Origin of the sequence: Dyadobacter sp. CY345 (assembly GCF_021502725.1) — a bacterium.
Classification (GTDB): Bacteria; Bacteroidota; Bacteroidia; order Cytophagales; family Spirosomataceae; genus Dyadobacter.
Genome location: NZ_JAKFFS010000006.1, coordinates 498,614 through 518,608 on the forward strand (window position 1 = coordinate 498,614; position 19,995 = coordinate 518,608).

Genomic DNA, 19,995 nt, shown 5'->3' on the forward strand with positions numbered 1-19,995 from the left:
ACAGATCTACTGCAATAAATACCTATCTTTCAACAAATTACAATGATGAATATTATGGCCAACCGCCATCCATCCTAAACTTCTTGCGGTGTAAGGCACTTCCCTGGTGAAACCTTTGAAGTCAAGCATTTCATTGGTCATACCTTTAAAAAGCGTAATCGTCGCATTTCTGATTGATAAAAGTTCTTCGGCGATGTCTTCCAAAGTTCTGTTCTGCGCGTTAAAATCTTTGTTATATTCTTGGCCCTGAGGAACTTCAAGTAATACATTTATCTGCCGGGAATAACAAAAAGCTTTATAAGCATAATAACGCTCATCATCCGCAAGGTGGATAAAAACCTGTTTGACCGTCCATTTATTTTCAGCATAAGCAAAATTTTCGAGCGATGCCGGGACGGAAGCGATAATGTCCAGCATCTGGCTTTTATTATTTTCCAATGCCTCTATCAAATTGTTCCCAGGCGCCAGATTCAGGAAATATGGATACCAATGTGGAGCATCTTCCAGCTTCGGACGGCCAATTATTTTCATTTTTTGGATTTGTAATAATTCGAAATAATTTGTTACCTGGCGTAAGTTTCGACCCTATGAAGCAGATAACGTGGAGAGATCAGCCGACGTTAATTTTAGGCCAAATGTCATATTTTAGGCCAAATTGGTTGCTTAATATGGTATCAGATCAAGTGTGATTTGATTTAAAATAAATGATCTTTATTAAGATTCTCACTACGCTATTTTCCTAAAACCTTTCCGATCAGCATTTGGGTTTCATGATGTTCATGCGAATTCCTTTTGCCCAGGCGGTCATTAAATTCTTTAAGCACTTTTCTGGATTCTTCCGTCCCGATTGCTCCTATTCGTTGGATCGTGTACGGTAAAATTTTAGGCAACTTCGCTGTTTCAGCCACTTGCAGAGCACGTTTCATATCGATAGCTGCCATGGGTTCAAATGCAAACCAAACCATAAGCGGCAGATTATGGTCATTCTTGTCTTCTGTTTTCTGAACCAATGCCTCCATCACCTCCCAGCGCCGGGAAGGCTCTAATCGAAGCATTGCCGAAGTCAGGTATAGTCTCACCAATGCTGAATTATCAGTTTTTGCAAGTCCGGCGAAAAGTTTCAATGTTTCAGAAGATGCATTTTTATTTTCAACCAAAAGCTGAATTGCCCAGCTTCTCAAATATTCATTTTCATGGGCGAGCAAATTTGTCAAGTCTTTTTCAGTAAGCCCCTTTGTCACATGCAGTGTCCAGAGCGCTCTTAGTTTTCGAGTCGGATCCGGATTTTCGGAGAGAATTTCTTTCAGCGCCTTATGTACTTTTTTATTTGGCCCACGCTCCTGCAAAATCGTTCTTGCCTGTCTGACATACCATTCATTGGCATTCAACTGGTAATTTACAAGGTCCGTATCTGACGCTTTGGAAAGGTCAACTTTCACCCATTTATCATTTTCATGCGTGATCTTAAAAATCCTTCCCATCGTTTTATTATGCACGTCCGGGTTTGGACTGTGGCATTGATTTTTGTCATACCAATCGATCGCATAAACCGAGCCGCTCGGGTCATATTTAAAATTCAGCCACTGCGACCATGAGTCGTTCATGGACAAAAAATCGTTTTTGTGCGTCGCTTCATATCCTGATCCGGACCGCGTTAAATGATCGATATTTAACTTCGCGCCATTGATATTATTCATAAAAATTTCATTCCGATATTCCTTCGGCCAGGTATCGCCGCCTAAATAAATCATTGCTCCGGCATGGGCATGACCACCGCCCGCAGAAGCAGACCTAAAATTTCCAGCATGTGGTCCACGGTCACCTACCCAATGCACATGATCAGCGATGGTTTTGATGTCATCATAAGTATATGGATTAAAATGCTGGTCTGCCTGCCGCTGATACCTGGCGCCCTGGATCACGTGATACATGTGCGGAATCACGCAAACGGTGATAAAAGGGTGCCCGTAATCGTTGAAATCAATTCCCCAGGGATTACTTGAACCTTCCGCAAACACTTCGAATGCCTGGCTGGTCGGATGATATCGCCAGACGCCTGCATTAAGTTTCGTGCGTTCGGCATCCGTAGCACCAGGTTTTCCAACATTCGAATGTGTGAAAATACCATGCGTTCCATACAGCCAACCATCAGGTCCCCACCTTAAATTATTGAGTACCTCATGCGTATCCTGGGTTCCCCAGCCGTCAAGCAGTTTCTGTGGAGGACCGGCGGGTTTGTCATTTTTTGCGTCAATTGGAATAAATAAAAGATAAGGTGCAGCTCCCAGCCAAACACCGCCCATACCCACCTCAATTCCACTTACCAAGTTAAGTCCTTCGGTAAAGATCTTTCTATTGTCAAGCGTTCCATCACCATCCGTATCTTCAAAAATCAAAATACGATCTCTCCCTTGTCCTTCCGGAGCCGGAACGGGATACGTATGTCCCTCAACCACCCAGAGACGGCCTTTTGAATCAATTGTAAAACTGATGGGACGGATAATTTCCGGCTCTGAAGCTGCCAACGTAATTTTAAATCCTTTTTGCAAAGTCATCGCCTTCGCGGCATCCGGTCCGGAAAGACCAGCATTTGATACCGGGTCCAACGGAGGAAGAATAATAATATCCTTTGGTTTCAGTTCATTGGGAAAATCCGGACGGGTCGGATAAAACAAAAATTCGTCAAAGTTGATATGCGCCCATTTGTCGTTTGGAATATAGGGTATCTGAGATATTCCGGTTTCATTATCAACAATACGAATAAAAATTTCCTGATTCAAATAGTCCTGCAAATCCACAGCAGCCGGCTGCAAAGTTGCCCGCCCCTGCCCTGTTATATTGTAAATCACACGATCTGTTCCAGCAAGTACCAGCTCGATACGCGTATCCTGCAATGCGCCGCCGGAAACGCGAAAAGCCGCAAACGGCTGCGTCACTAGAAATGAAGCCGAAGTCAATGTTCCTGTCAGCCTGGAATTAACTGTTCCGCCACTGCTCAAAAAATATTTCCCTTCGAAACCTATATGCATTTCTTTTTCGTGCAGCGGCGACGGATCCTCTTTGATCAGTGCATTTGTGAAAGCATCACCGGTAGCTGTCCAGTCTTGCAGCGTTCCTGTTTCAAAATTCAGGTTAAGCGGCTTGCCGTTTTTCATGGGCAGCTGGCCAGGAATTGTTTTGTCAGAAATTAAACCATCTACTACTTCAAAATTTCCAACCATTCCGGCCGCGCGATGCCCCGGTACGGAGCAGTAGTATGTATCGTTTTGCGAAGCTTTAAATACAATACTTGTAGTGGCGCCTTTTTCGATGATCACTTTACTTTTCAATCCCAGTTTTTCCAGAGAAATATCGTGTGTCATTAATTCGCCATTGGTTATCGCAATTCTGACACGATCGCCCTTATTAGCTTTCAGGGTTGGATTTCGCGCGCCGTCCGGTGCAAAAAATCCCAGCATCGTTGCTTCCAAAGCATAATCACGATCAAATTTTGTCGTATCTGATACTGATCTGGACTGGGGTATGGCTTTGCAGAAACCAGCCGATAGTACAATTGAGAAAGAAAAGTAAATGAAAAAACGAAATGCGGACATAACACTAGCATTAAGTATGGTAGGAATAATCGTTTTTATATAAGCTGACCGACGATTATAAATACTCGTTTATGAAGCCGTAATTATGAAAATTCAGAGGGAGAATTAAATTAATAATTTATTATTTTATCCTTTGAAAGTTACAAACCAAAACCAACATTATCTAGAACGAAATCGTTGCTCGTTTTCTTTCTGACCGGTAAAGTAATTGAAAATGAGGTTCCTTTGTCTAAATCAGAATGCGCCTTTATAACGCCTCCGTGGTTACGGATAATTTTCCGGCAATACGATAATCCGATACCTTTTCCTTCCGGAACCTGATCATACGGCAGATGTGCGAAAATGTCAAAAATCTTTTCAAGCTGCGACTGTTCAATTCCGATCCCGTTGTCTTTCAGAATAATCTCGAAATATTTCCCTGCCTTACCATTTGATAGCGGATGTTCTATTAAATCTACTTCAATGTCCCTGGCAAAAATGTCAATTACAGGAATTTGATCTCTTCTGGAAAATTTCAAAGCATTATTGATCAGATGAAAAAACAACTGCTCCATTTGAAGAGGTATTGCCTGAACAGAGGGGAGAAATCCGACATTTAAAATTGCATTTTTTGCACGCAAATCGCCGCGCAACTGTACGCTGACATCCGTAATGATCTTGTTCAGATCTACGTTTTCAAATGAAGACTCTTTGTAATCCAGATCCGAAAACTCAGAAAGATCCTTGATCATCATGGAAAAACGCTGTGCGCTGGAAGAAACTTTTACTGCGAGTTCCCTGGCCTTTTGAAGATCCGACGCCTCGGTAGCAACCACCAGCATATCGCTGAACATACGGATTTTGCGAAGTGGCTCCTGAAGGTTGTGATCTGAGATATGTTTATATTGACGGTTTTCGTCTGCCGAATGTGTCAGTTGCCGACTTAATTCCTGTACCGTAAAATTGCTCTGATTCAGCAAATCCATGCTCTGCAAATGAAAAGCAATCAGGTCCGTAAAGAGATTGAACATACCGATAATCTTAGCATCGCTAAGTTTGGCAGGATTGGGATCTATTGCACAAAGCGTACCAAAAAACTCTCCATTTTTCAGAAAAATAGGCACCGAAATATAACTTTGAAAGCCATAAATCCTTGGTGTGTGGTGATTGACATAGTCGCTCTCGCTCACATTATCTATCACAACGGCGCGCTGACTATCGCGAATTTCATTACAAATGGTTGTCTCAATTTCTAACTCACTACCAGATACCAAGCCAAAATTGATATCATCCTGCACGCTGCATGCAATCCATCTGTCTTGTGTCACCCGGGCGATGGCCGCAAATCCCATACCTGTTGCTTTGCAGATTACGTCCAGGATCGTCGCAACAATTGGTATTTTATTTACTTTCTCAATATCAGAAGCAAGTTTTTCCTCAGTAGACATCATCCCTAGTTGTGTGATTTCAAAACGTTTGTAACGAATATAAGCAATAGATCACAAGAAAAGTTCATAACGCACCAAGCGTAAACGTTGTTGAGAAATCTTCTAAATATCAGGTAATCAGTTATTAGAGAAACCTTAATCGCATCTTAATCCCATTCTTAAACTTAACCATTGTAAACTGGTTTTCTGTGGCACGGCGTTGTGATAATTCCAAATAAGTCCGCCCTGACAATAAAAAAAAGATAACCGTCGGACGATTATCTTTTTAAAAAATTGAAAATATTTTGCGTTCGCCGCTTACTACTCTTTTACCAGAAGCCCTGGATATAGTGTCCCGTCGGCAGATGGGAAATCGATTTTCAGCAGTTTGGCAATGAGTGGAGCGATGTCTTGCAATCCCATTTCCGGAATTACTGCCCCCTTTTTTATACCATTTCCAAAAACAACAAAACCGGTCTGAATTTCCTTAAAATCAGGAAAGAATCCATGCGTCCCTCCGCTTGCCGGACGTACCAGATCGCCTGTTGCTGCGTTACCAAAAGTTAATCCTTGTTTGGGTGCAAGCGCAAGACTTGCATTAGGATCAGAACCTACGACATCAAGTGCATTTCTGTCTTTTACAGTAAACATCGACTGCTGCGCTACAGATAATTTATTTAAAATTGTCTTTACCTTTTCCAAAGTTGCCTTGTCATTTTTATCTTTCAAATGCAGAAACGAAGAACCTCCGGAAGCGTGGAAATATGCCTTCCAGTTTTCTTTGTGATTTGGATCATAAAGACCTGCCTGAGCAAGCAGAACATTTGGCGAAATAGACGAATGAATATCAACAAAACCATGGTCGCCCGTAACGATAATTGTTGTTTTTTCTTTAATACCCGCCTTTTCAACTGCTTCAAGAATCGCCTTAATTCCTCTGTCCACACTTGAAAGCGCTGCGCGAACTTTATCTCCGTCTCTTCCTTCTTCATGTTCAAAATGGTCAACCGCGACCAAGTGAACAGCCAGAAATGAAGGTTTATATTGTCTGATAATGTAACTGCTCATTCTGGAAAGATTATCATCGATACTCAAATAATCTCCGTCAAAATCAATTTCTTCAAGCTTACCAACCGCGTTTTGCTGAACTTCTTCGTAAAAGCCTTTTGGGAAAGAATGCTCGGAAAGCGCTTTGGTCATATTCCTTTTTCCACCTTTTGTCTCCGGCAGATACCAGTATTCGGGAATGTTATAAGTCGCTGGTCCGCCAACCGAAACCGGCCAGAAAACCGATGCTGTTTTCAAACCCTTTTCCTTGGCAGCACTGAATATGGTCGGGACTTTTATATTAGAATAATCCCAGTTCCACTTTCCGGTAACTTCCAGCGGTTCAGATGGCACGTTATAGTAAACGCCGTGTTTGATCGGTTTCACACCAGTGATCATCGTCGTGTGTGAAGGATAAGTAACGGTTGGAAAAACACCTGTTACACCATCGGCATAGGCTCCGGTTTTCATGGCCTGACGAAGATTCACCATCGACCAGGATGCATCTTTGTAAAACTCAGGTCTTAAACCATCGATACTAATTAAAATTACATGCGCGTCCTGGGCCATTACGCTGGCAAAAGACAAGGCAGATAACGCAAGAATTGAAAATATTTTTTTCATGAATATGGTGAAGTAAGCCATTAAACAATTAAAAAAGCATGGATAACAATCGATGATGTTATCCATGCTTTCCCATTTTAACTTAAAAATTAGAACCCGTATCTCAAACCAAGCTGAACCTGATAAGGATTACCGTTTAAACTGGACACCCCTGTTCCGGCGCTCATGTTATAAACAAATTCCTGTTTCGCAGTATCAAAGCTTTTGATCGAATAAAGATTTTGCTTGCCAAGGTTTTTACCAACACCCCAATCATGATTCACAAGGTTGGCAACATTGAAAACATCAACAGAAGCTTCCAGACCATGGCCACCGAACAATTTAAAGCGTTTCGCAAGGCGCAAGTCAAATACCCCGTAGAAATCATTGATACCGCCATTACGCTCTGCCATTTTGCCCATATCTCTTGTGATATAATCCTTGATGCTCTGCTCTGCTTCCGGGTTGTTCAAGATAGCTTGAATGCCGGTACGGATATATTCAGGCGTTGAAGAACTGTTCGGATCGTAAATGTAAGCAAGGTCATTCGACGATACGAAGTCACCATTCATGTTACCACTCACTGCCATTGAATAGCGTGTTCCGCCGATTCCTGAATACCGAAGACCGATTGTTACACCATAAATGCTTGGAGCAGTTCCGTAGAATACGATTTTGTTACGGAATTGGTTATTTGCATAATTCATCTTGCTCAAATCACGTGGATCATCTGCAACCATCAGGTCAAGCGTTGCTGTATTGGCTACGTTTCCGTTGTAAGATGTGTTATCTTTTGAATCATTCCATGTGTAAGAAGCAGTAATCTGACCATCTTTGAAGTAACGATAAGTTCCGTCGATCACCACTGCATACTGGTTTTTCTTTCCTTCGCTGTTCAGTTCAAGCACACGACCTACGTTTTTGGTTTTGCGGCTTTCCAACCAGTTGGTTGCACCATTTCTTGGCGTAATACTGCTGGCCGGCACAAATACACCACGGTTAGCTTCTGCTGCAATACGGAAGAACGGATCTTCCACCATGTTACGGTCTACATACATATAGTTGTTGCGAGCCCATGAGGCATATCCGCTCACACCCACACGCATACGATCACTGAAGAAGTGGTTGTATGAGAAATTGGTTTTGTACACCACCGGTATTTTGGCGTCTTTGCTGTTCGTGTTGATGGTTATCAACCTTTCGACACCCTGAATGTTGAAAAGTTCAGCACCCGGTGCGGTTGAAGGATCTGCGCGATAACCTGGGAAATTTGGTTTTGGCACCAGGGCACCCTGTATATCCACAGACGCAACTCTTGTTCCGTCAAACAGCATGTTGTTGATCATCGAGTATGGATTCAGCGCTGAGCCAAAAACACCAGCACCGAAACGAACGACATCTTTGCTCCGCTCATTTACGTCCCATGTAAACTGTACACGAGGTTGTAATTGCGTCGTGTTGATTACGTTATCAGTACGCAAGCCAAGTTCGTCAAAAACCACCTGACTGAAATTCGCACTGTTCAGATATTGTGTATTGTCCAGACGTAAACCTGCCATCATTTCAAGTCCAAGCGCCAGTTTTGTATCCATCTGCGCATAAACGCCTGTGCTCATAGAGTTAACAACATTACTAGGGTCATCCAGCAAATTGATTTCTCTTGCATAACGATAAGGCGTCTGGTTTTCAAAATTTTCAAGACCTGTGAAATAAAAACGTCCGTTCATTTCACTTCCGTAACGCGACTTCATACGGTTATACATCAAATCAAGACCAAAAGTGAAGTTGATTTTTCCTGTATTATAGTAAAAGTTATCAACTAGTTGAACAACAGTTCCTTTGAACCATTCAGGAGAAAAACGCTGGCCACCGATCTGGATCGATGTGTTGTAATTACTTGATCCGGAAACAGAAGAAACGTTTTCTACAATAGCACGTGGAATCCCGTCTGCTGGAAGTTCTGAGCTAGGTATAATAGCCTGGTCCTCATAGAAATGCTGTAACTTCACCTCATTGGTCATTTTCGGATTCAAAATTGTCCGCAACGACGCCATGATGCTGTTATCAAATCTTTTACGATCAATATAAGATTCGTAAGCATTGATACCGCTGTTGTCACCTTCCGAAAGCATATCATTTTCGATCACCATGTTATTGCGGATAGACAAAAGGTTTTTCGAATTCAGCTGCCAGTCGATCTTTGCAAAAATAGCGTCTGTTCCTTTTGTCTTGCCAAAGGCACCAAACTGAGGGTTGTTGGAAACCCCATATTTTGATCTGGCGATGTCTGTAAATTTGTCCAAAGTCTGCTGCGTTACACGGTTAGCAGCTTCGTCAGCAGGAGACTGAATGTTCGCAATGTACAAAGGACGAGAGTCAGCTTGGTGATCCCACGCTACGAAGAAATGGACTTTGTCCTTTTTGATCGCTCCACCCAAAGACGCTCCATACTGGTATGTAGAAAAGTCTTGCACTCTTTTGTTTCCTCTCAAATCATAAGGACTTGAAAGCCAGTCTGTACGCATAAAAGTAAACGCACTACCTGAAAGCTTGTTAGTACCGGATTTTGTTACAGTACTGATTGTACCACCACCAGCGCGGCCCATTGTAACGTCGTATTCATTGGTTACAATTTTAAATTCACGAATTGCTTCCATTGAAACAGAATATGCACCCTGCGTAGATCCACCCGCGATGGTACCGCGTGAAGTCATACCATCTAATGTAAAGTTAGTAGAAGAAGCAAGTTGCCCACCCAAACTTGATCCGTTGCTCAATGGCGACAGTTCAATCAGAGACGAGAAATTCCGGCCATTTACTGGTAGTTTAGTAATGTCTTTTGCCGTGATCGGCGTTGATGCACCCAATGTTACCACTGTGTTTTTCAATGAATTCGCCTTGATATCAACAGCTTGCAGTTCCGTAGCGCTATTCTCCATCACGAAGTTCAGCTTCAACTGATCACCCTGGTTCAAAGAATAACCTGTCTTCTTCTGTTCCCCAAATCCAATGAAAGAAACAGTAACAGAATAAGGTGAGCCCAAAGGTAACTGCTTGATAATGTAGTCACCATTGATGTCGGTAACGGTACCGGCCTGGAAGCCAGTGGATTCGTTTCTGACCAAAACAGTCGCGCCGGGAATTGGTCCAGCAGCTTCCGTTACCTTCCCGATAACGGTTGCTTCGTTTCCTTGCCCATGCACCCTCGGCGTTGTGAAACAGAGCAGCGAACATAGGAGAAATAACCCTGTAAATAATTGTTTCATTTTGTTTGTTTGGAATTTATGTTAGAGTAGTAAGTATTCAAAGCATAGTGAGCAGCTTCTGATTTTTTTCAGAAGGCCGGTAATCAATAAATGGGAGGAGGTTATTTGTACTGAATAAGATGGATATGAGATACTGCCAAGCGAATTTTATTTTATATTTAATTTAAATTCAGTTTTATCAAAGCAAAAATCCAACCCAACACGATATACGTCACAATTGATTTTTCTTTTGAGAAGATTACCAGAGCTTGTTATAGGTATTCCTTCCTGTTCTTAACTGAGTGCAAAAGTAGTCTCACAATGTTACCATCCCGTTAAGTCCAAGTTATGCTTTGATTAATTAGCCCCTCGCCTACTAAATTCGTTTTTGTTATTCCATTTTCAAGTCGGTATGTTACCTTTAAGGATTTAGAACCGATTGTTAAAAACAGAGATCATGGCAGAACCCCAGCTTACCGGCCTGCAAAGACGTGCAGAAAAATTTATTGACAGGACAATATCATACTCGAACCCGCCAGCCGAGGCAGTTACCGGCAACTTCATTGGGTTCGATGAGTCCTCCGTAGATCGTGCAGTGATACAACTTTCCAATGCAGCAGACAGAATTACAGTTCCTCTGATGTACGTGGTAAATTATTTCGAGGAAAGTGAAGAAGCAAAACAGGAAGCGAACCGGAATTTGACTTTTGAGAAAAGACCCGCCTTTAAACCCGGTAAATAGGCCAGGAAAATTTGATATCCAAAGCCAGGTTGTTAAACGAGGAAATTCATGTTATGAATGTTGATCAGTATTTTTTTTGTAAAAATTCGATTGAATTACTTACCATTTCCAATAATACGTCTGTGTTAATATCTTCGATTTTTTTGATATAAATACAGCTTTTCGCCATTTTATATTGCCCTAAGTTTTGCAATAAAATTTCTCTTTTTTCGGGATCCAAAGAAAGATATAAAGATATAGCATTGGTCCGAGCCGCGATACCTGCCAAAGGTGCATCCCCTGAATGGCCGCTGTCGTAGACATAATGATAACTTCCAAAGCCTACTATACCGGTACCCCACATTTTCGGTTCAAGGCCAGTATGCTGCTTAATTAAACTGATTATTTCAGAACAATCTGCACGCCTTTTTTCTTCGGTGATATTTTGGAGATATAACGCTACACTATTTTCTGTTTCGATGGTTTTGTTCTTTGCCATACTGAGATAATTTACTTAATGCTTAAACAAAATCTCCAGTTATAATTCAATTAATGAAGATATCGAATTTTGAACAAAAACTAAAATCGATCGATTCGCTCGACTATCATGGACTAACGAATTTCCTACCTCCTTTTGAACCACTTTTTCGTGAATAAACGTGGCGCATAGGAAACCATAAGATAACTCCATACCGGTATTTCTCCGGCATCAATTACCTTATTTAGCAATTCCATGCGCCTTGTAGCCAAGGTGAAAGAATAACCATAGATGATTTCTACGGCTTTCGCTGGCCGGTAATTCAAAGACAAGTCACTCTCAAATCCCAGATATTTACCGTCAACTTCATCGCCTTTACTTACCAGTGGAAATTCAGAGAAAAACAAATGTGCGTCACCTCTCAGTGACAGCTTTTTGCCTGCTTGAAAAATGGTAAAAAAGTAAGGATTAACAAGTCCCTTTTTGTTGACGTCAGCCGGGAATCTCGTGAACAAATTCATATTACCCATAAACTTCCAGGCAACGCCATAAAGCGGGACGAACGAATTCGAAACTCCCTTTGAAACCGTATTTTTCTCTCCGCTCAGAATTTCGGCACCTAGTCTGAAAAGCGTTCTGCCGGTATTGTAACTAATTTCAGGTTGAATGTAATAAGCTTGTATTTTCTCGGAAGCAGCATTCTGGCCGTACTGATAATAGGCACTAACGGTCGCATAGATCCTCCCATGGGCATATTCAAGTCGCCCGCCATTGGTGATGCGCTGATAATATTGTCGATCTCCGGTTGTCCTGCGAAATATATCTACTGCATTGATAGTGGTCAGCGTAATTTGATTATGGAATTTATATTTCAGATTGTGGACAAAAAGATATTTATAACTGTGCGAGGCGACCGGAGAATAAACAGGATCAAAATTGCGGGAATATGGCCGGGTAAATGCAATAGTCAAATCGGTTTCAAGCGATTTTTTATAAATAAAGCGTATCCCTTCATGTGCACGGCTTTGTTGAGCCCATGGCGCTGCTGAAAATATCCGGCCATTGTCCAGTGATAACGCCTGCCTGCCAATTCTGACCGACAGTGACTTGGTGATACTTGGTTCTGCATATAATTCAAAAAAATTTATGCTTCCTACCTTAGAAAACCGACCGGATTTTCCCCATACGTGAATTTCCTGCGGAGAGGCATGCAGCCGGAGCCAATTCGTTCGGTAGGTGATCCCAAGACGGTTTCTCAGTGTTGTAAAAAGCTCCGGCATAACAGTGTCGGCAGGAGTCCACATAAAATTATCACGATATTCTGCTCGTGGCCTTACTTCAAAATCGATAGTCAATTCGTGACGTAAAGTATCTGAGGATTGCGCATGTATTGTGCCGGTTAAGAAAAACGGACTGAGTATCGCTAAACGATAACAAATGTTCGTACTGAAGAGAGATGGCCAGGACACAGCAACAATGAGCTTATATGTGTTGCAAAAAAAATCAAAGTAATTGATAATCTCTATAAACTTTGTGGATTAATTTAAAAGATATTACGCTCGAATCCGTGTAACGCATTTTCCGTGCAGAGATCTTAGGTAAAAATCCTGGAAATGCATATGGCATCAGGATAGAATTAATTATTGACGACATAACATTTATTAAGTTTATTTACTTAACGAATTTCTACAATTAAACTTCATTAATTTGCTTCCTTCGTATGGATTGATAACTTGCAAAGAATAATTATTGAAAAACAAAGAAGAAAAGGAAGTTACTCATCATCAAGCCTATACGTTATGCCAAAATCTACAACCTTTTCCTTGATAATAGTCAGCTGCATTTTGTCATGGAGTTGTCAGAAGAACGACCAGAGAGAACAGCAACTGGCTCAGCGTGAGGAAATCATTAGCCAAAAAGAACAGGAGTTCGCATTAAAAGAGGCGGATTATTATTCACTTTTAAAGATGCGCGACAGCCTTCTCACCAAAAAGGATACGCTGATTATCCAGCAATGGCCGGCAAATATTGCCGGGGTGTGGAGCGGAAAGTCTGTCTGTCGGGAGTCCAATTGCAGTGAGTATGTTATCGGCGATCAGCGCGCCAATCAATGGGAATTCATCAGTGATTCTACCGGGCTGTATACCCGTGTTGTTGATAAAAACAATAAAATTGTTCGTGTCTATAATGCCCGTTTTGACAGCACAGGAATAAATCTGCAATTTGGCAGTGACTCCTCCGCGAGCAAAAAAGTAAATCTTTCCGTTGATCTAAATCCTCTGACATCAGAGGTTTTGAAAGGCATACAGACTGTCAACATTAACCAATCGTGTACTGCGAAATTTTTTGTGGAACTCACCCGTTCAACCCAGTGATAAATTATGCAGTTACTAAATATACATATTGGCAGTTTGCCGATTGAAGATCCGGTTTTAAAATTTCTACTTGAACTTATCATCATCCTTAGCGCGCCGCTTTTACTAAATAAAATAAAGGTACCGCATCTTCTTGGTCTGCTGATTGCAGGAGCCGTAGTTGGACCGAATGGTCTGAATTTGTTAGCCCGTGATAGCAGTGTCGTGGTGACTGGCACGACTGGATTGCTCTATATCATGTTCCTGGCAGGACTGGAAATCGATATGGGTGATTTCAAAAAGAACAAATGGAAAAGCCTGACATTTACAGCTTATACATTTGCTGTCCCGTTTATAATGGGTTTTTTAGGAGGTTATTATGTACTTCACTTTTCCGCACTGACTTCCATTCTGTTTGCGAGTTTGTTTTCGTCTCATACGCTTATCTCCTACCCGCTGGTAAGCAAGCTGGGAATTTGGAAAAATCTTTCGGTCAATATAACAGTTGGAGGAACGATGATTACAGACGTACTTTCTCTACTAGTGCTGGCAGTCGTGGTTGGCATGACCCAGGGAGAAGTTAATAATGCCTTCTGGACCCGGCTAACTTTTTCAATCCTGGCTTTCGGAGCTACGGTACTTTTTGTTTTCCCAATTATTGGAAGATGGTTTTTCAAACGGGTCGATGATAAAATTTCACAATACATTTTTGTTCTGGTGATTATTTATTTGGCCGCAGTCCTGGCTGAACTGGCAGGTATTGAGGCAATTATTGGCGCATTTTTCGCTGGATTGGCATTAAATAAACTTATCCCGCATTCATCCGCGATGATGAACCGCGTAGAATTTGTGGGAAACGCGATTTTCATACCATTTTTCCTGATTAGTGTTGGTATGCTGATCGATTTCAAGGTGTTTTTTAAAAGTCTGGAAACTTTGGAAGTTGCTGCTGTTATGCTAGTTGCTTCTATCGGTGGAAAATATTTAGCAGCAGTGGCAACGCAGAAAACATTTCGACTCACAAAAGATGAAGGAATGCTGATTTTCGGACTGAGTTCTGCATCAGCAGCTGCCACGCTTGCATCGGTTATGGTTGCCTACAATATTATTGTTTCCGAAACAGCAGACGGTACGGCAGTCAGACTATTGAGCGAGCACGTGTTAAATGGAAGTATTCTTCTCATTTTAGTTTCCTGTACAATCTCTTCTTTTGTGTCCATGTCCAGTGCCCAACGCGTGGCAGCAGTTGAAAAGGAAGATACGGCGTCCGGAATTAACCGGGAAACTGAAAATATTCTCATGGCTGTAAATTATGAACAGACCGTTGAAAAACTTGTCAATCTTAGTTTATTAATCAAAGCGCATCATAACAATGACCGATTAATCGCTTTAAATATTATTAACAACGACAAAAATGAATCTTCGGTCAGGAATGCCAAGAAAACGCTTCATATCGCTGTTGATACCGGGGCGGCCGCAGATGTAAAGATTCTACCTCTAACGCGTTATGACAGCGATGTTGCATCCGGAATGAGCAATGTGATCAAAGAACAACAAATTACCGATCTGGTTATTGGCTTGCAGCCGGATAAAGGATTTACGCCTTCATTTGTACATAATCTTCATAACGGATATTTGCAAAATGACAATGTGAATACGCTAATTTACCATGCCGGCCAGCCCATTGCGACAGTGAAACGGTATCTCGTGCTGATTCCTGCAAGGGCAGAACGTGAACCTGGCTTTTTTAATGCACTTCTGCGTGTCTGGAATATTGGCAAGAATTCAGGTGCGCTCATGAGTTTTTATGCCGAAGATTCCGTAATCCAGATATTGAAAAGGGTAATCAATAAATCAAGTATCGAATCATCGCTGCACACCGTTGCCCAATGGGACGAAGCAGAACTGGCGGCAACCAATCTGAAGGACGACGAATGCCTGATCATTTTTATGGCAAAAAGAGGTATGGTTTCCTATTTCCCGCAAATGGCTTCCATCACGGACTTTCTGGATAAACATGTAAAGAAAAATAACTTTCTTTTGATATACCCTTTCAGCCTGCAAAATCCTGATGAAAAAGAAAAACGCTCTGTAAATAATCATGATGATTTTGCAGAAATCGGGCAGATGATTGGAAAAATATTTTCGCGATGATAAACTGAAATATTATTAGAATTATAAACAGGGTTACAAAACCATTGGTTTTCACAAGATTTTGATTACCTGGTTTTGTAACCTATGTCTGTTGTGACATTTGTCAAGTGAATTTTGCGTCAAGTATATGGACCTAAACTTGAAAAGTGCCTATTCCCCAGTTCAAAAAACCCTCCCATATATGAACAATTGCGCATCAATTATTTTGATCGACTCTACCGCCGCATGAAGAGCTTTTGTCTGGATAAGCTTACCGCTATTCCAGGGCTTATCGCGCGAAAAATTTAGTCCTGTCAGGCAAAAGTTTACCGATTAAGGTCCTTAAAAAATTAGACAATTTTAGCTCCGTTTTTGAAAACTGTCAATTTCACGGAGCATTTTAATGGACTCGATAACGGGGATCCAGTCCTTACCACTAAAAATAAACCGGAACCATCTTTTTTCATGGTTTTCATATTTGATATTAATAAATAGCCATATCGCTGCCACTACGAAGATAAGGGTAACGATTCCCTGAGCAACCAGCCATACAGGATTTTCAAACATTCTTTCCTGAATACTAAAAGTTGTCCAGACCGGGGCATGTAAAAACATTAGTCGTGAGATCAAAAGTGTAGAGCTTTTCAAGCTTGCCAATCTATACTGTGTTTTAAAAAGTGATTCGCTTATGTCTGTTTGATAAATTAAAATAACCTGGTGAATATAAATTCCGATTACTACCGTAACGGTTAATGCATGAATCAAGATTGAATACCAAAAAAAAAGGCTCGCAAAGGTATAGGTATGGTACAGCACAACGCTTAGGAAAGCAACCCAGAGCATACTGGTAATAATAATTATTATTTTCATTGGCGCCATAGAGCCTATCAGCGACTTGATTTTAATAAGAGTGATATCGGCAGCATTCTGCCGGTTCAAAGTAAGACTTTCCTGAAGTTTTTGATCGTAAGACCGCCATAAGGCTATCAGCTCGCTATCTTGCATGTTTTTAAGATTTTAATGTTGAAAATTTCTTCCTCAATTTTTCTTTAATTCTGACCACTTTTGTAGAGACATTAGACGGGGTTATTCCTAAAATATCCGCTATTTCCTGCTGACTTCGCTCTTCAAGATAAAGCAGGATAAGCGCCCTGTCGAGTTCATTTAATTCTCTTATGAAACTGTATAAAAGTGACAGTTCGGAATCAGATTCTAATGGGCTATCGTCGGTTAACAAACTTAGTATTTCGGTAGTAAGCGGTTGGCTGAGCTTGATTATTGTTGTCTGTTTTCTGTAAAATGAAATCGAAACATTTAAAGCGATACGATACATCCAGGTAGAGATCATGAAATGTTCATCATACTTTGGGAAAGCGAGCCAGAGCTGAATAGTAATTTCCTGAATGAGATCCTTACGGTTTTCGACGTCATAACAGTACGCGTTGGCAACTTTGTAAATGATTCCTTTATTGGCTTCAATTACATTAAGAAAACCGGCAGTATCTCGCGAAAATAACATTCTTATTGTTTTTTAGAATTGATCATCCTTATTCTAATCAATTATTCGCAGCTGGAAATCGAATGTCACAAAAACTTACTTTTTTTTTAAATTTAAAAAATTCGCAGTATCCGAATTATTATGGAATCTTTCTCCCAAAGATGGATATGCTCGTTTTTGTTTCAGTTTGTATGGAATTATAATTAACAGAAAATTTCCTCTGCGCGTGGGCTTTCGAGTGTAATTTCTTCTATTCCTTTCCAGCATATCTGAGTATAATAAATCACCAAGGCTTTGGGTTAAGCCTTGGTGATTTATTATTCAAAGTTAACCTGTTGATCAAGCGATCAAAATTTTGTTAGCTGGTGTGGATAAGGATCCGACTAGATTGCCAATCCCTTCCAAATCCCGGGTGTCGCAAGTTCCACTAAATGTTTATTGGTATCATAGAAATATAGACTATATCCCTCATTGAACGAAATTTCGCTTTCGATATTGATGTTGCGGCTAGTCAGTCGTTCTTTCCAGTAATCAATTGCACCACTGTCAATTGAAAATGCTATGTGAACTGGCCCTTTTCCATCGTGTGCTGGTATAACGCCGCCTGTCGTGAGCTCAACCCCATCAAGAGAAGCTTCCTCCTGAAACAGTAGTAACACTTGTTTTCCTGCAACACTTAATGCTACCAGTCGTTCTGAACTAATCAAAACTTCAAATCCAAACAAATCTTTGTAGAACTCACTTGCACGATCCAGATCCGGGAAGTACAACGCAGATTCTAATATTCCATTAACTTTTCCTTCCATGTGTTATTACTTCGTTTTGTTACTTCTTTCGATATCTATGTTTCATTTAAACCTTTTTTTCAGGAAATAAATCGCATAGAAAATCTATAAAATTTAATTTGCTGCGGTATATGTGACCTTCTGAAATAAATTGCCTGGATATCCTCAGATTTTTTGCTTGGTTATGAGCTATTTAAATATCAAATGCTGTTTTGCAGCCTTGACAGCGTCATTGGATAGTGCAGGCTTAAGTTTGCGCCCTGTATTGATGACTAGCTTTGCAATGGTTGCAGGTATGATTCCTATGGCTCTTGGAACTGGTGAAGCGGGTGAACAAGTAGCGCCATTAGGGCACGCAGTTATCGGTGGGCTGATCGCATCAACATTGGCGGCGCTTTACATTGTCCCTCAGGTTTATGTTTGGTTGCAAGGCAGTGTGAATTTCCAAGACCCGTCTCTTTTACCTGATAATCAGGATTCATCTCAATCAATTGTGCATTCAAACGGTTCAACTCAATCAAGATCAATCACAAGCATATGAAGACAATATTTTATAGCGGTTTTTCCCTGGCATTGGGCTTTTTAACATTAAGCAGCTGCTCCACGCCTGACTCTGCCGACAATAAATCTAAAATTAAGGATAAATCAAGCAGTTTCCCCGCTTATCAAATCGGCACAGTATCCAGTCAAAAGGTAGGCCAACAAATCCAGCTACCTGGCGAGTTTCTTCCTTTTCAGGAAGTTAGTATCTATCCAAAAGCAACAGGATTTGTCCAGAAAGTAATGGTGGACAGAGGTTCGAATGTACGGAATGGACAGGTGCTGATGGTACTGGAAGCACCGGAAACGGAAGAACAATTGGTAGTTGCTCGCTCAAATTATCTTAAAGCACAGGCGATGCTTGTAGGCAGTAAGGAACATTATAAAAGACTGGTATCCGGTAGTAAAATCGCCGGATCGGTATCAGCGCTCAATCTGGAAACCGCGCATGCACGCATGATGGCCGATAGTGCATCAGCGATGGGTGAACAGGCCAATTTTGGCGCGTTAACAAGATCAAGTCTTATCTGGTTGTACGCGCCCCTTTTGATGGCGTGATCACGGAACGGAATGTACATCCCGGTGCTCTGGTAGGCTCTGGTGTACAAATGAATGGACCGATGCTGATGCTTCAGCAGCAAAACCGGTTAAGACTTGTTGTGGATATTCCCGAAATTTACAGTACCGGAATTAAAAATGGAGAACAGGTAACTTTTAATGTTAACGCTATTCCTGGCAAAGAATTTAAAGGGAAAATAGCCCGGCGTTCAGGAAATATGAATCAGAAATTTCGGTCAGAAACCGTTGAAATTGATGTTGAAAAGGGATCAAGCGCCTTAAAGCCAGGTATGTTTGCAGAAATTTCTTTTGCTTCTGACGGGACAGCAGGAGCTTTGGCTGTTCCCAGCTCGGCAATTTTAACCTCAACTGAAAGGCAGTATGTCGTTAGAATCAAATCTGGTGTGACTGAGTATGTTGAAATCAAACAAGGTCAACAATCCGGAAATATGACTGAGGTATTTGGAAGCTTGCAACCAGATGACTCTTTGGTGACTAATCCACGAAGCAATCTCAATAGCGGAACCAAGCTGGCTGTTAATTAAATCAACATTCGGCGCATGATTAAAGGATGCATATTCCTTACCTTCACATGTTAGCTTCATTCATTAGTGAATATAAAAAATGAATTTTTATATGGCGACCACAGACCAGGCCGATTCTATATTTTTAGAGCTCTGCAAAGATTTCCAAAAATCTATTTCTCATCCTGATACCCGCCAATTTACTATCAGACAAATCATTAAACCTAAGTTCCAGTCGAAAGCATCAGAAGGAGACTATGTCCATCATATGTTCATTAAAGTCCTGTATGAAATGTATATTGCAGGTTTTCAAAATGGTAGCATCTCGTCAAAACTTACGGACGTACACCAGCGAGAGATTGAAGAAATTAATGATTATTTTAACCCGTTGGGTGAAATGAATTAGCGAAAATAGAAGGATGCATATTGGGTTAATATACTGAATTTCAGTATATTAAAGTCGCCAAACCAATCCCAATATGCATGTCAAAAATAGTAAAAAATTATACA

General features: G+C 41.1%; 17 protein-coding genes. 7 read left to right on the top strand and 10 right to left on the bottom strand.

Translation table 11 applies throughout. The features are described 5' to 3' along the window. Positions 1 to 6 precede the first annotated feature (6 nt). From L0657_RS25235 to L0657_RS25255, 5 genes are all read right to left on the bottom strand, one after another. Complete coding sequence (locus L0657_RS25235) at positions 7 to 531, bottom strand: DinB family protein (RefSeq protein WP_235153556.1); 525 nt, start codon at positions 529 to 531, stop codon at positions 7 to 9. A 200-nt stretch (positions 532 to 731) separates the two neighbouring features. Continuing rightward, positions 732 to 3,593 (bottom strand): PVC-type heme-binding CxxCH protein, encoded by a 2,862-nt coding sequence (locus L0657_RS25240; RefSeq protein ID WP_235153557.1) that lies wholly within the window; start codon positions 3,591 to 3,593, stop codon positions 732 to 734. A gap of 140 nt (positions 3,594 to 3,733) precedes the next feature. After that, positions 3,734 to 5,023: an ATP-binding protein gene (locus L0657_RS25245; RefSeq protein WP_235153558.1), complete on the bottom strand. Its 1,290-nt coding sequence runs from the start codon at positions 5,021 to 5,023 to the stop codon at positions 3,734 to 3,736. A gap of 297 nt (positions 5,024 to 5,320) precedes the next feature. Then, a complete protein-coding gene (locus L0657_RS25250) occupies positions 5,321 to 6,670 on the bottom strand; it encodes an alkaline phosphatase family protein (protein ID WP_235153559.1) in 1,350 nt (449 codons plus the stop codon). Between the two features lie 89 nt (positions 6,671 to 6,759). After that, complete coding sequence (locus L0657_RS25255) at positions 6,760 to 9,915, bottom strand: TonB-dependent receptor (protein ID WP_235153560.1); 3,156 nt, start codon at positions 9,913 to 9,915, stop codon at positions 6,760 to 6,762. A gap of 436 nt (positions 9,916 to 10,351) precedes the next feature. Here L0657_RS25255 and L0657_RS25260 point away from each other — a divergent pair, with 436 nt between their 5' ends. Beyond that, positions 10,352 to 10,636: a hypothetical protein gene (locus tag L0657_RS25260; RefSeq protein ID WP_235153561.1), complete on the top strand. Its 285-nt coding sequence runs from the start codon at positions 10,352 to 10,354 to the stop codon at positions 10,634 to 10,636. Positions 10,637 to 10,700: 64 nt separating this feature from the next. On the opposite strand, the gene L0657_RS25265 is transcribed toward L0657_RS25260, so the two are convergent. Both L0657_RS25265 and L0657_RS25270 read right to left on the bottom strand, forming a co-directional pair. Next, on the bottom strand, positions 10,701 to 11,114 hold the full coding sequence (locus L0657_RS25265) for a DUF1801 domain-containing protein (protein WP_235153562.1): 414 nt from the start codon (positions 11,112 to 11,114) through the stop codon (positions 10,701 to 10,703). A gap of 125 nt (positions 11,115 to 11,239) precedes the next feature. Continuing rightward, positions 11,240 to 12,397 (bottom strand): alginate export family protein, encoded by a 1,158-nt coding sequence (locus tag L0657_RS25270; protein WP_235153563.1) that lies wholly within the window; start codon positions 12,395 to 12,397, stop codon positions 11,240 to 11,242. Positions 12,398 to 12,892: 495 nt separating this feature from the next. Between L0657_RS25270 and L0657_RS25275 the strand changes: the two genes are divergently transcribed. Together L0657_RS25275 and L0657_RS25280 are read left to right on the top strand one after the other, a co-directional pair. Continuing rightward, positions 12,893 to 13,468, top strand: coding sequence for a hypothetical protein (locus L0657_RS25275; RefSeq protein ID WP_235153564.1), 576 nt, complete (start codon positions 12,893 to 12,895; stop codon positions 13,466 to 13,468). Between the two features lie 6 nt (positions 13,469 to 13,474). Further along, positions 13,475 to 15,601 (top strand): cation:proton antiporter, encoded by a 2,127-nt coding sequence (locus L0657_RS25280; protein WP_235153565.1) that lies wholly within the window; start codon positions 13,475 to 13,477, stop codon positions 15,599 to 15,601. 339 nt (positions 15,602 to 15,940) lie between these two features. On the opposite strand, the gene L0657_RS25285 is transcribed toward L0657_RS25280, so the two are convergent. The 3 genes from L0657_RS25285 to L0657_RS25295 all read right to left on the bottom strand — a co-directional run bounded on the left by L0657_RS25285 (position 15,941) and on the right by L0657_RS25295 (position 17,884). Next, entirely contained in the window at positions 15,941 to 16,585 is a 645-nt protein-coding gene (locus L0657_RS25285) for a hypothetical protein (RefSeq protein WP_235153566.1), read from the bottom strand. A 4-nt stretch (positions 16,586 to 16,589) separates the two neighbouring features. Continuing rightward, on the bottom strand, positions 16,590 to 17,099 hold the full coding sequence (locus L0657_RS25290) for an RNA polymerase sigma factor (RefSeq protein ID WP_235153567.1): 510 nt from the start codon (positions 17,097 to 17,099) through the stop codon (positions 16,590 to 16,592). Positions 17,100 to 17,461: 362 nt separating this feature from the next. Next, entirely contained in the window at positions 17,462 to 17,884 is a 423-nt protein-coding gene (locus L0657_RS25295; RefSeq protein WP_235153568.1) for a VOC family protein, read from the bottom strand. Between the two features lie 163 nt (positions 17,885 to 18,047). On the opposite strand from L0657_RS25295, the gene L0657_RS25300 reads away from it, so the two are divergent. The 4 genes from L0657_RS25300 to L0657_RS25315 all read left to right on the top strand — a co-directional run bounded on the left by L0657_RS25300 (position 18,048) and on the right by L0657_RS25315 (position 19,891). Next, complete coding sequence (locus L0657_RS25300) at positions 18,048 to 18,404, top strand: efflux RND transporter permease subunit (RefSeq protein ID WP_235153569.1); 357 nt, start codon at positions 18,048 to 18,050, stop codon at positions 18,402 to 18,404. Continuing rightward, the gene (locus L0657_RS25305) at positions 18,401 to 18,961 is read left to right on the top strand and encodes a biotin/lipoyl-binding protein (protein WP_235153570.1); all 561 of its coding nucleotides are present in this window, start codon (positions 18,401 to 18,403) and stop codon (positions 18,959 to 18,961) included. Before L0657_RS25300 ends, L0657_RS25305 begins: the two co-directional genes overlap by 4 nt. Next, complete coding sequence (locus L0657_RS25310; protein ID WP_235153571.1) at positions 18,958 to 19,506, top strand: efflux RND transporter periplasmic adaptor subunit; 549 nt, start codon at positions 18,958 to 18,960, stop codon at positions 19,504 to 19,506. The genes L0657_RS25305 and L0657_RS25310 overlap by 4 nt, the downstream gene beginning before the upstream one ends. A gap of 91 nt (positions 19,507 to 19,597) precedes the next feature. Further along, the gene (locus L0657_RS25315) at positions 19,598 to 19,891 is read left to right on the top strand and encodes a hypothetical protein (RefSeq protein WP_235153572.1); all 294 of its coding nucleotides are present in this window, start codon (positions 19,598 to 19,600) and stop codon (positions 19,889 to 19,891) included. Positions 19,892 to 19,995: the final 104 nt, after the last annotated feature.

Excerpts from the sequence above, each read along its gene's own strand:
- L0657_RS25235 (WP_235153556.1), bottom strand. The coding sequence starts at position 531 with ATGAAAATAATTGGCCGTCCGAAGCTGGAAGATGCTCCACATTGGTAT.
- L0657_RS25240 (WP_235153557.1), bottom strand. The coding sequence starts at position 3,593 with ATGTCCGCATTTCGTTTTTTCATTTACTTTTCTTTCTCAATTGTACTA.
- L0657_RS25245 (WP_235153558.1), bottom strand. The coding sequence starts at position 5,023 with ATGATGTCTACTGAGGAAAAACTTGCTTCTGATATTGAGAAAGTAAAT.
- L0657_RS25250 (WP_235153559.1), bottom strand. The coding sequence starts at position 6,670 with ATGAAAAAAATATTTTCAATTCTTGCGTTATCTGCCTTGTCTTTTGCC.
- L0657_RS25255 (WP_235153560.1), bottom strand. The coding sequence starts at position 9,915 with ATGAAACAATTATTTACAGGGTTATTTCTCCTATGTTCGCTGCTCTGT.
- L0657_RS25260 (WP_235153561.1), top strand. The coding sequence starts at position 10,352 with ATGGCAGAACCCCAGCTTACCGGCCTGCAAAGACGTGCAGAAAAATTT.
- L0657_RS25265 (WP_235153562.1), bottom strand. The coding sequence starts at position 11,114 with ATGGCAAAGAACAAAACCATCGAAACAGAAAATAGTGTAGCGTTATAT.
- L0657_RS25270 (WP_235153563.1), bottom strand. The coding sequence starts at position 12,397 with ATGTGGACTCCTGCCGACACTGTTATGCCGGAGCTTTTTACAACACTG.
- L0657_RS25275 (WP_235153564.1), top strand. The coding sequence starts at position 12,893 with ATGCCAAAATCTACAACCTTTTCCTTGATAATAGTCAGCTGCATTTTG.
- L0657_RS25280 (WP_235153565.1), top strand. The coding sequence starts at position 13,475 with ATGCAGTTACTAAATATACATATTGGCAGTTTGCCGATTGAAGATCCG.
- L0657_RS25285 (WP_235153566.1), bottom strand. The coding sequence starts at position 16,585 with ATGCAAGATAGCGAGCTGATAGCCTTATGGCGGTCTTACGATCAAAAA.
- L0657_RS25290 (WP_235153567.1), bottom strand. The coding sequence starts at position 17,099 with ATGTTATTTTCGCGAGATACTGCCGGTTTTCTTAATGTAATTGAAGCC.
- L0657_RS25295 (WP_235153568.1), bottom strand. The coding sequence starts at position 17,884 with ATGGAAGGAAAAGTTAATGGAATATTAGAATCTGCGTTGTACTTCCCG.
- L0657_RS25300 (WP_235153569.1), top strand. The coding sequence starts at position 18,048 with ATGAGCTATTTAAATATCAAATGCTGTTTTGCAGCCTTGACAGCGTCA.
- L0657_RS25305 (WP_235153570.1), top strand. The coding sequence starts at position 18,401 with ATGAAGACAATATTTTATAGCGGTTTTTCCCTGGCATTGGGCTTTTTA.
- L0657_RS25315 (WP_235153572.1), top strand. The coding sequence starts at position 19,598 with ATGGCGACCACAGACCAGGCCGATTCTATATTTTTAGAGCTCTGCAAA.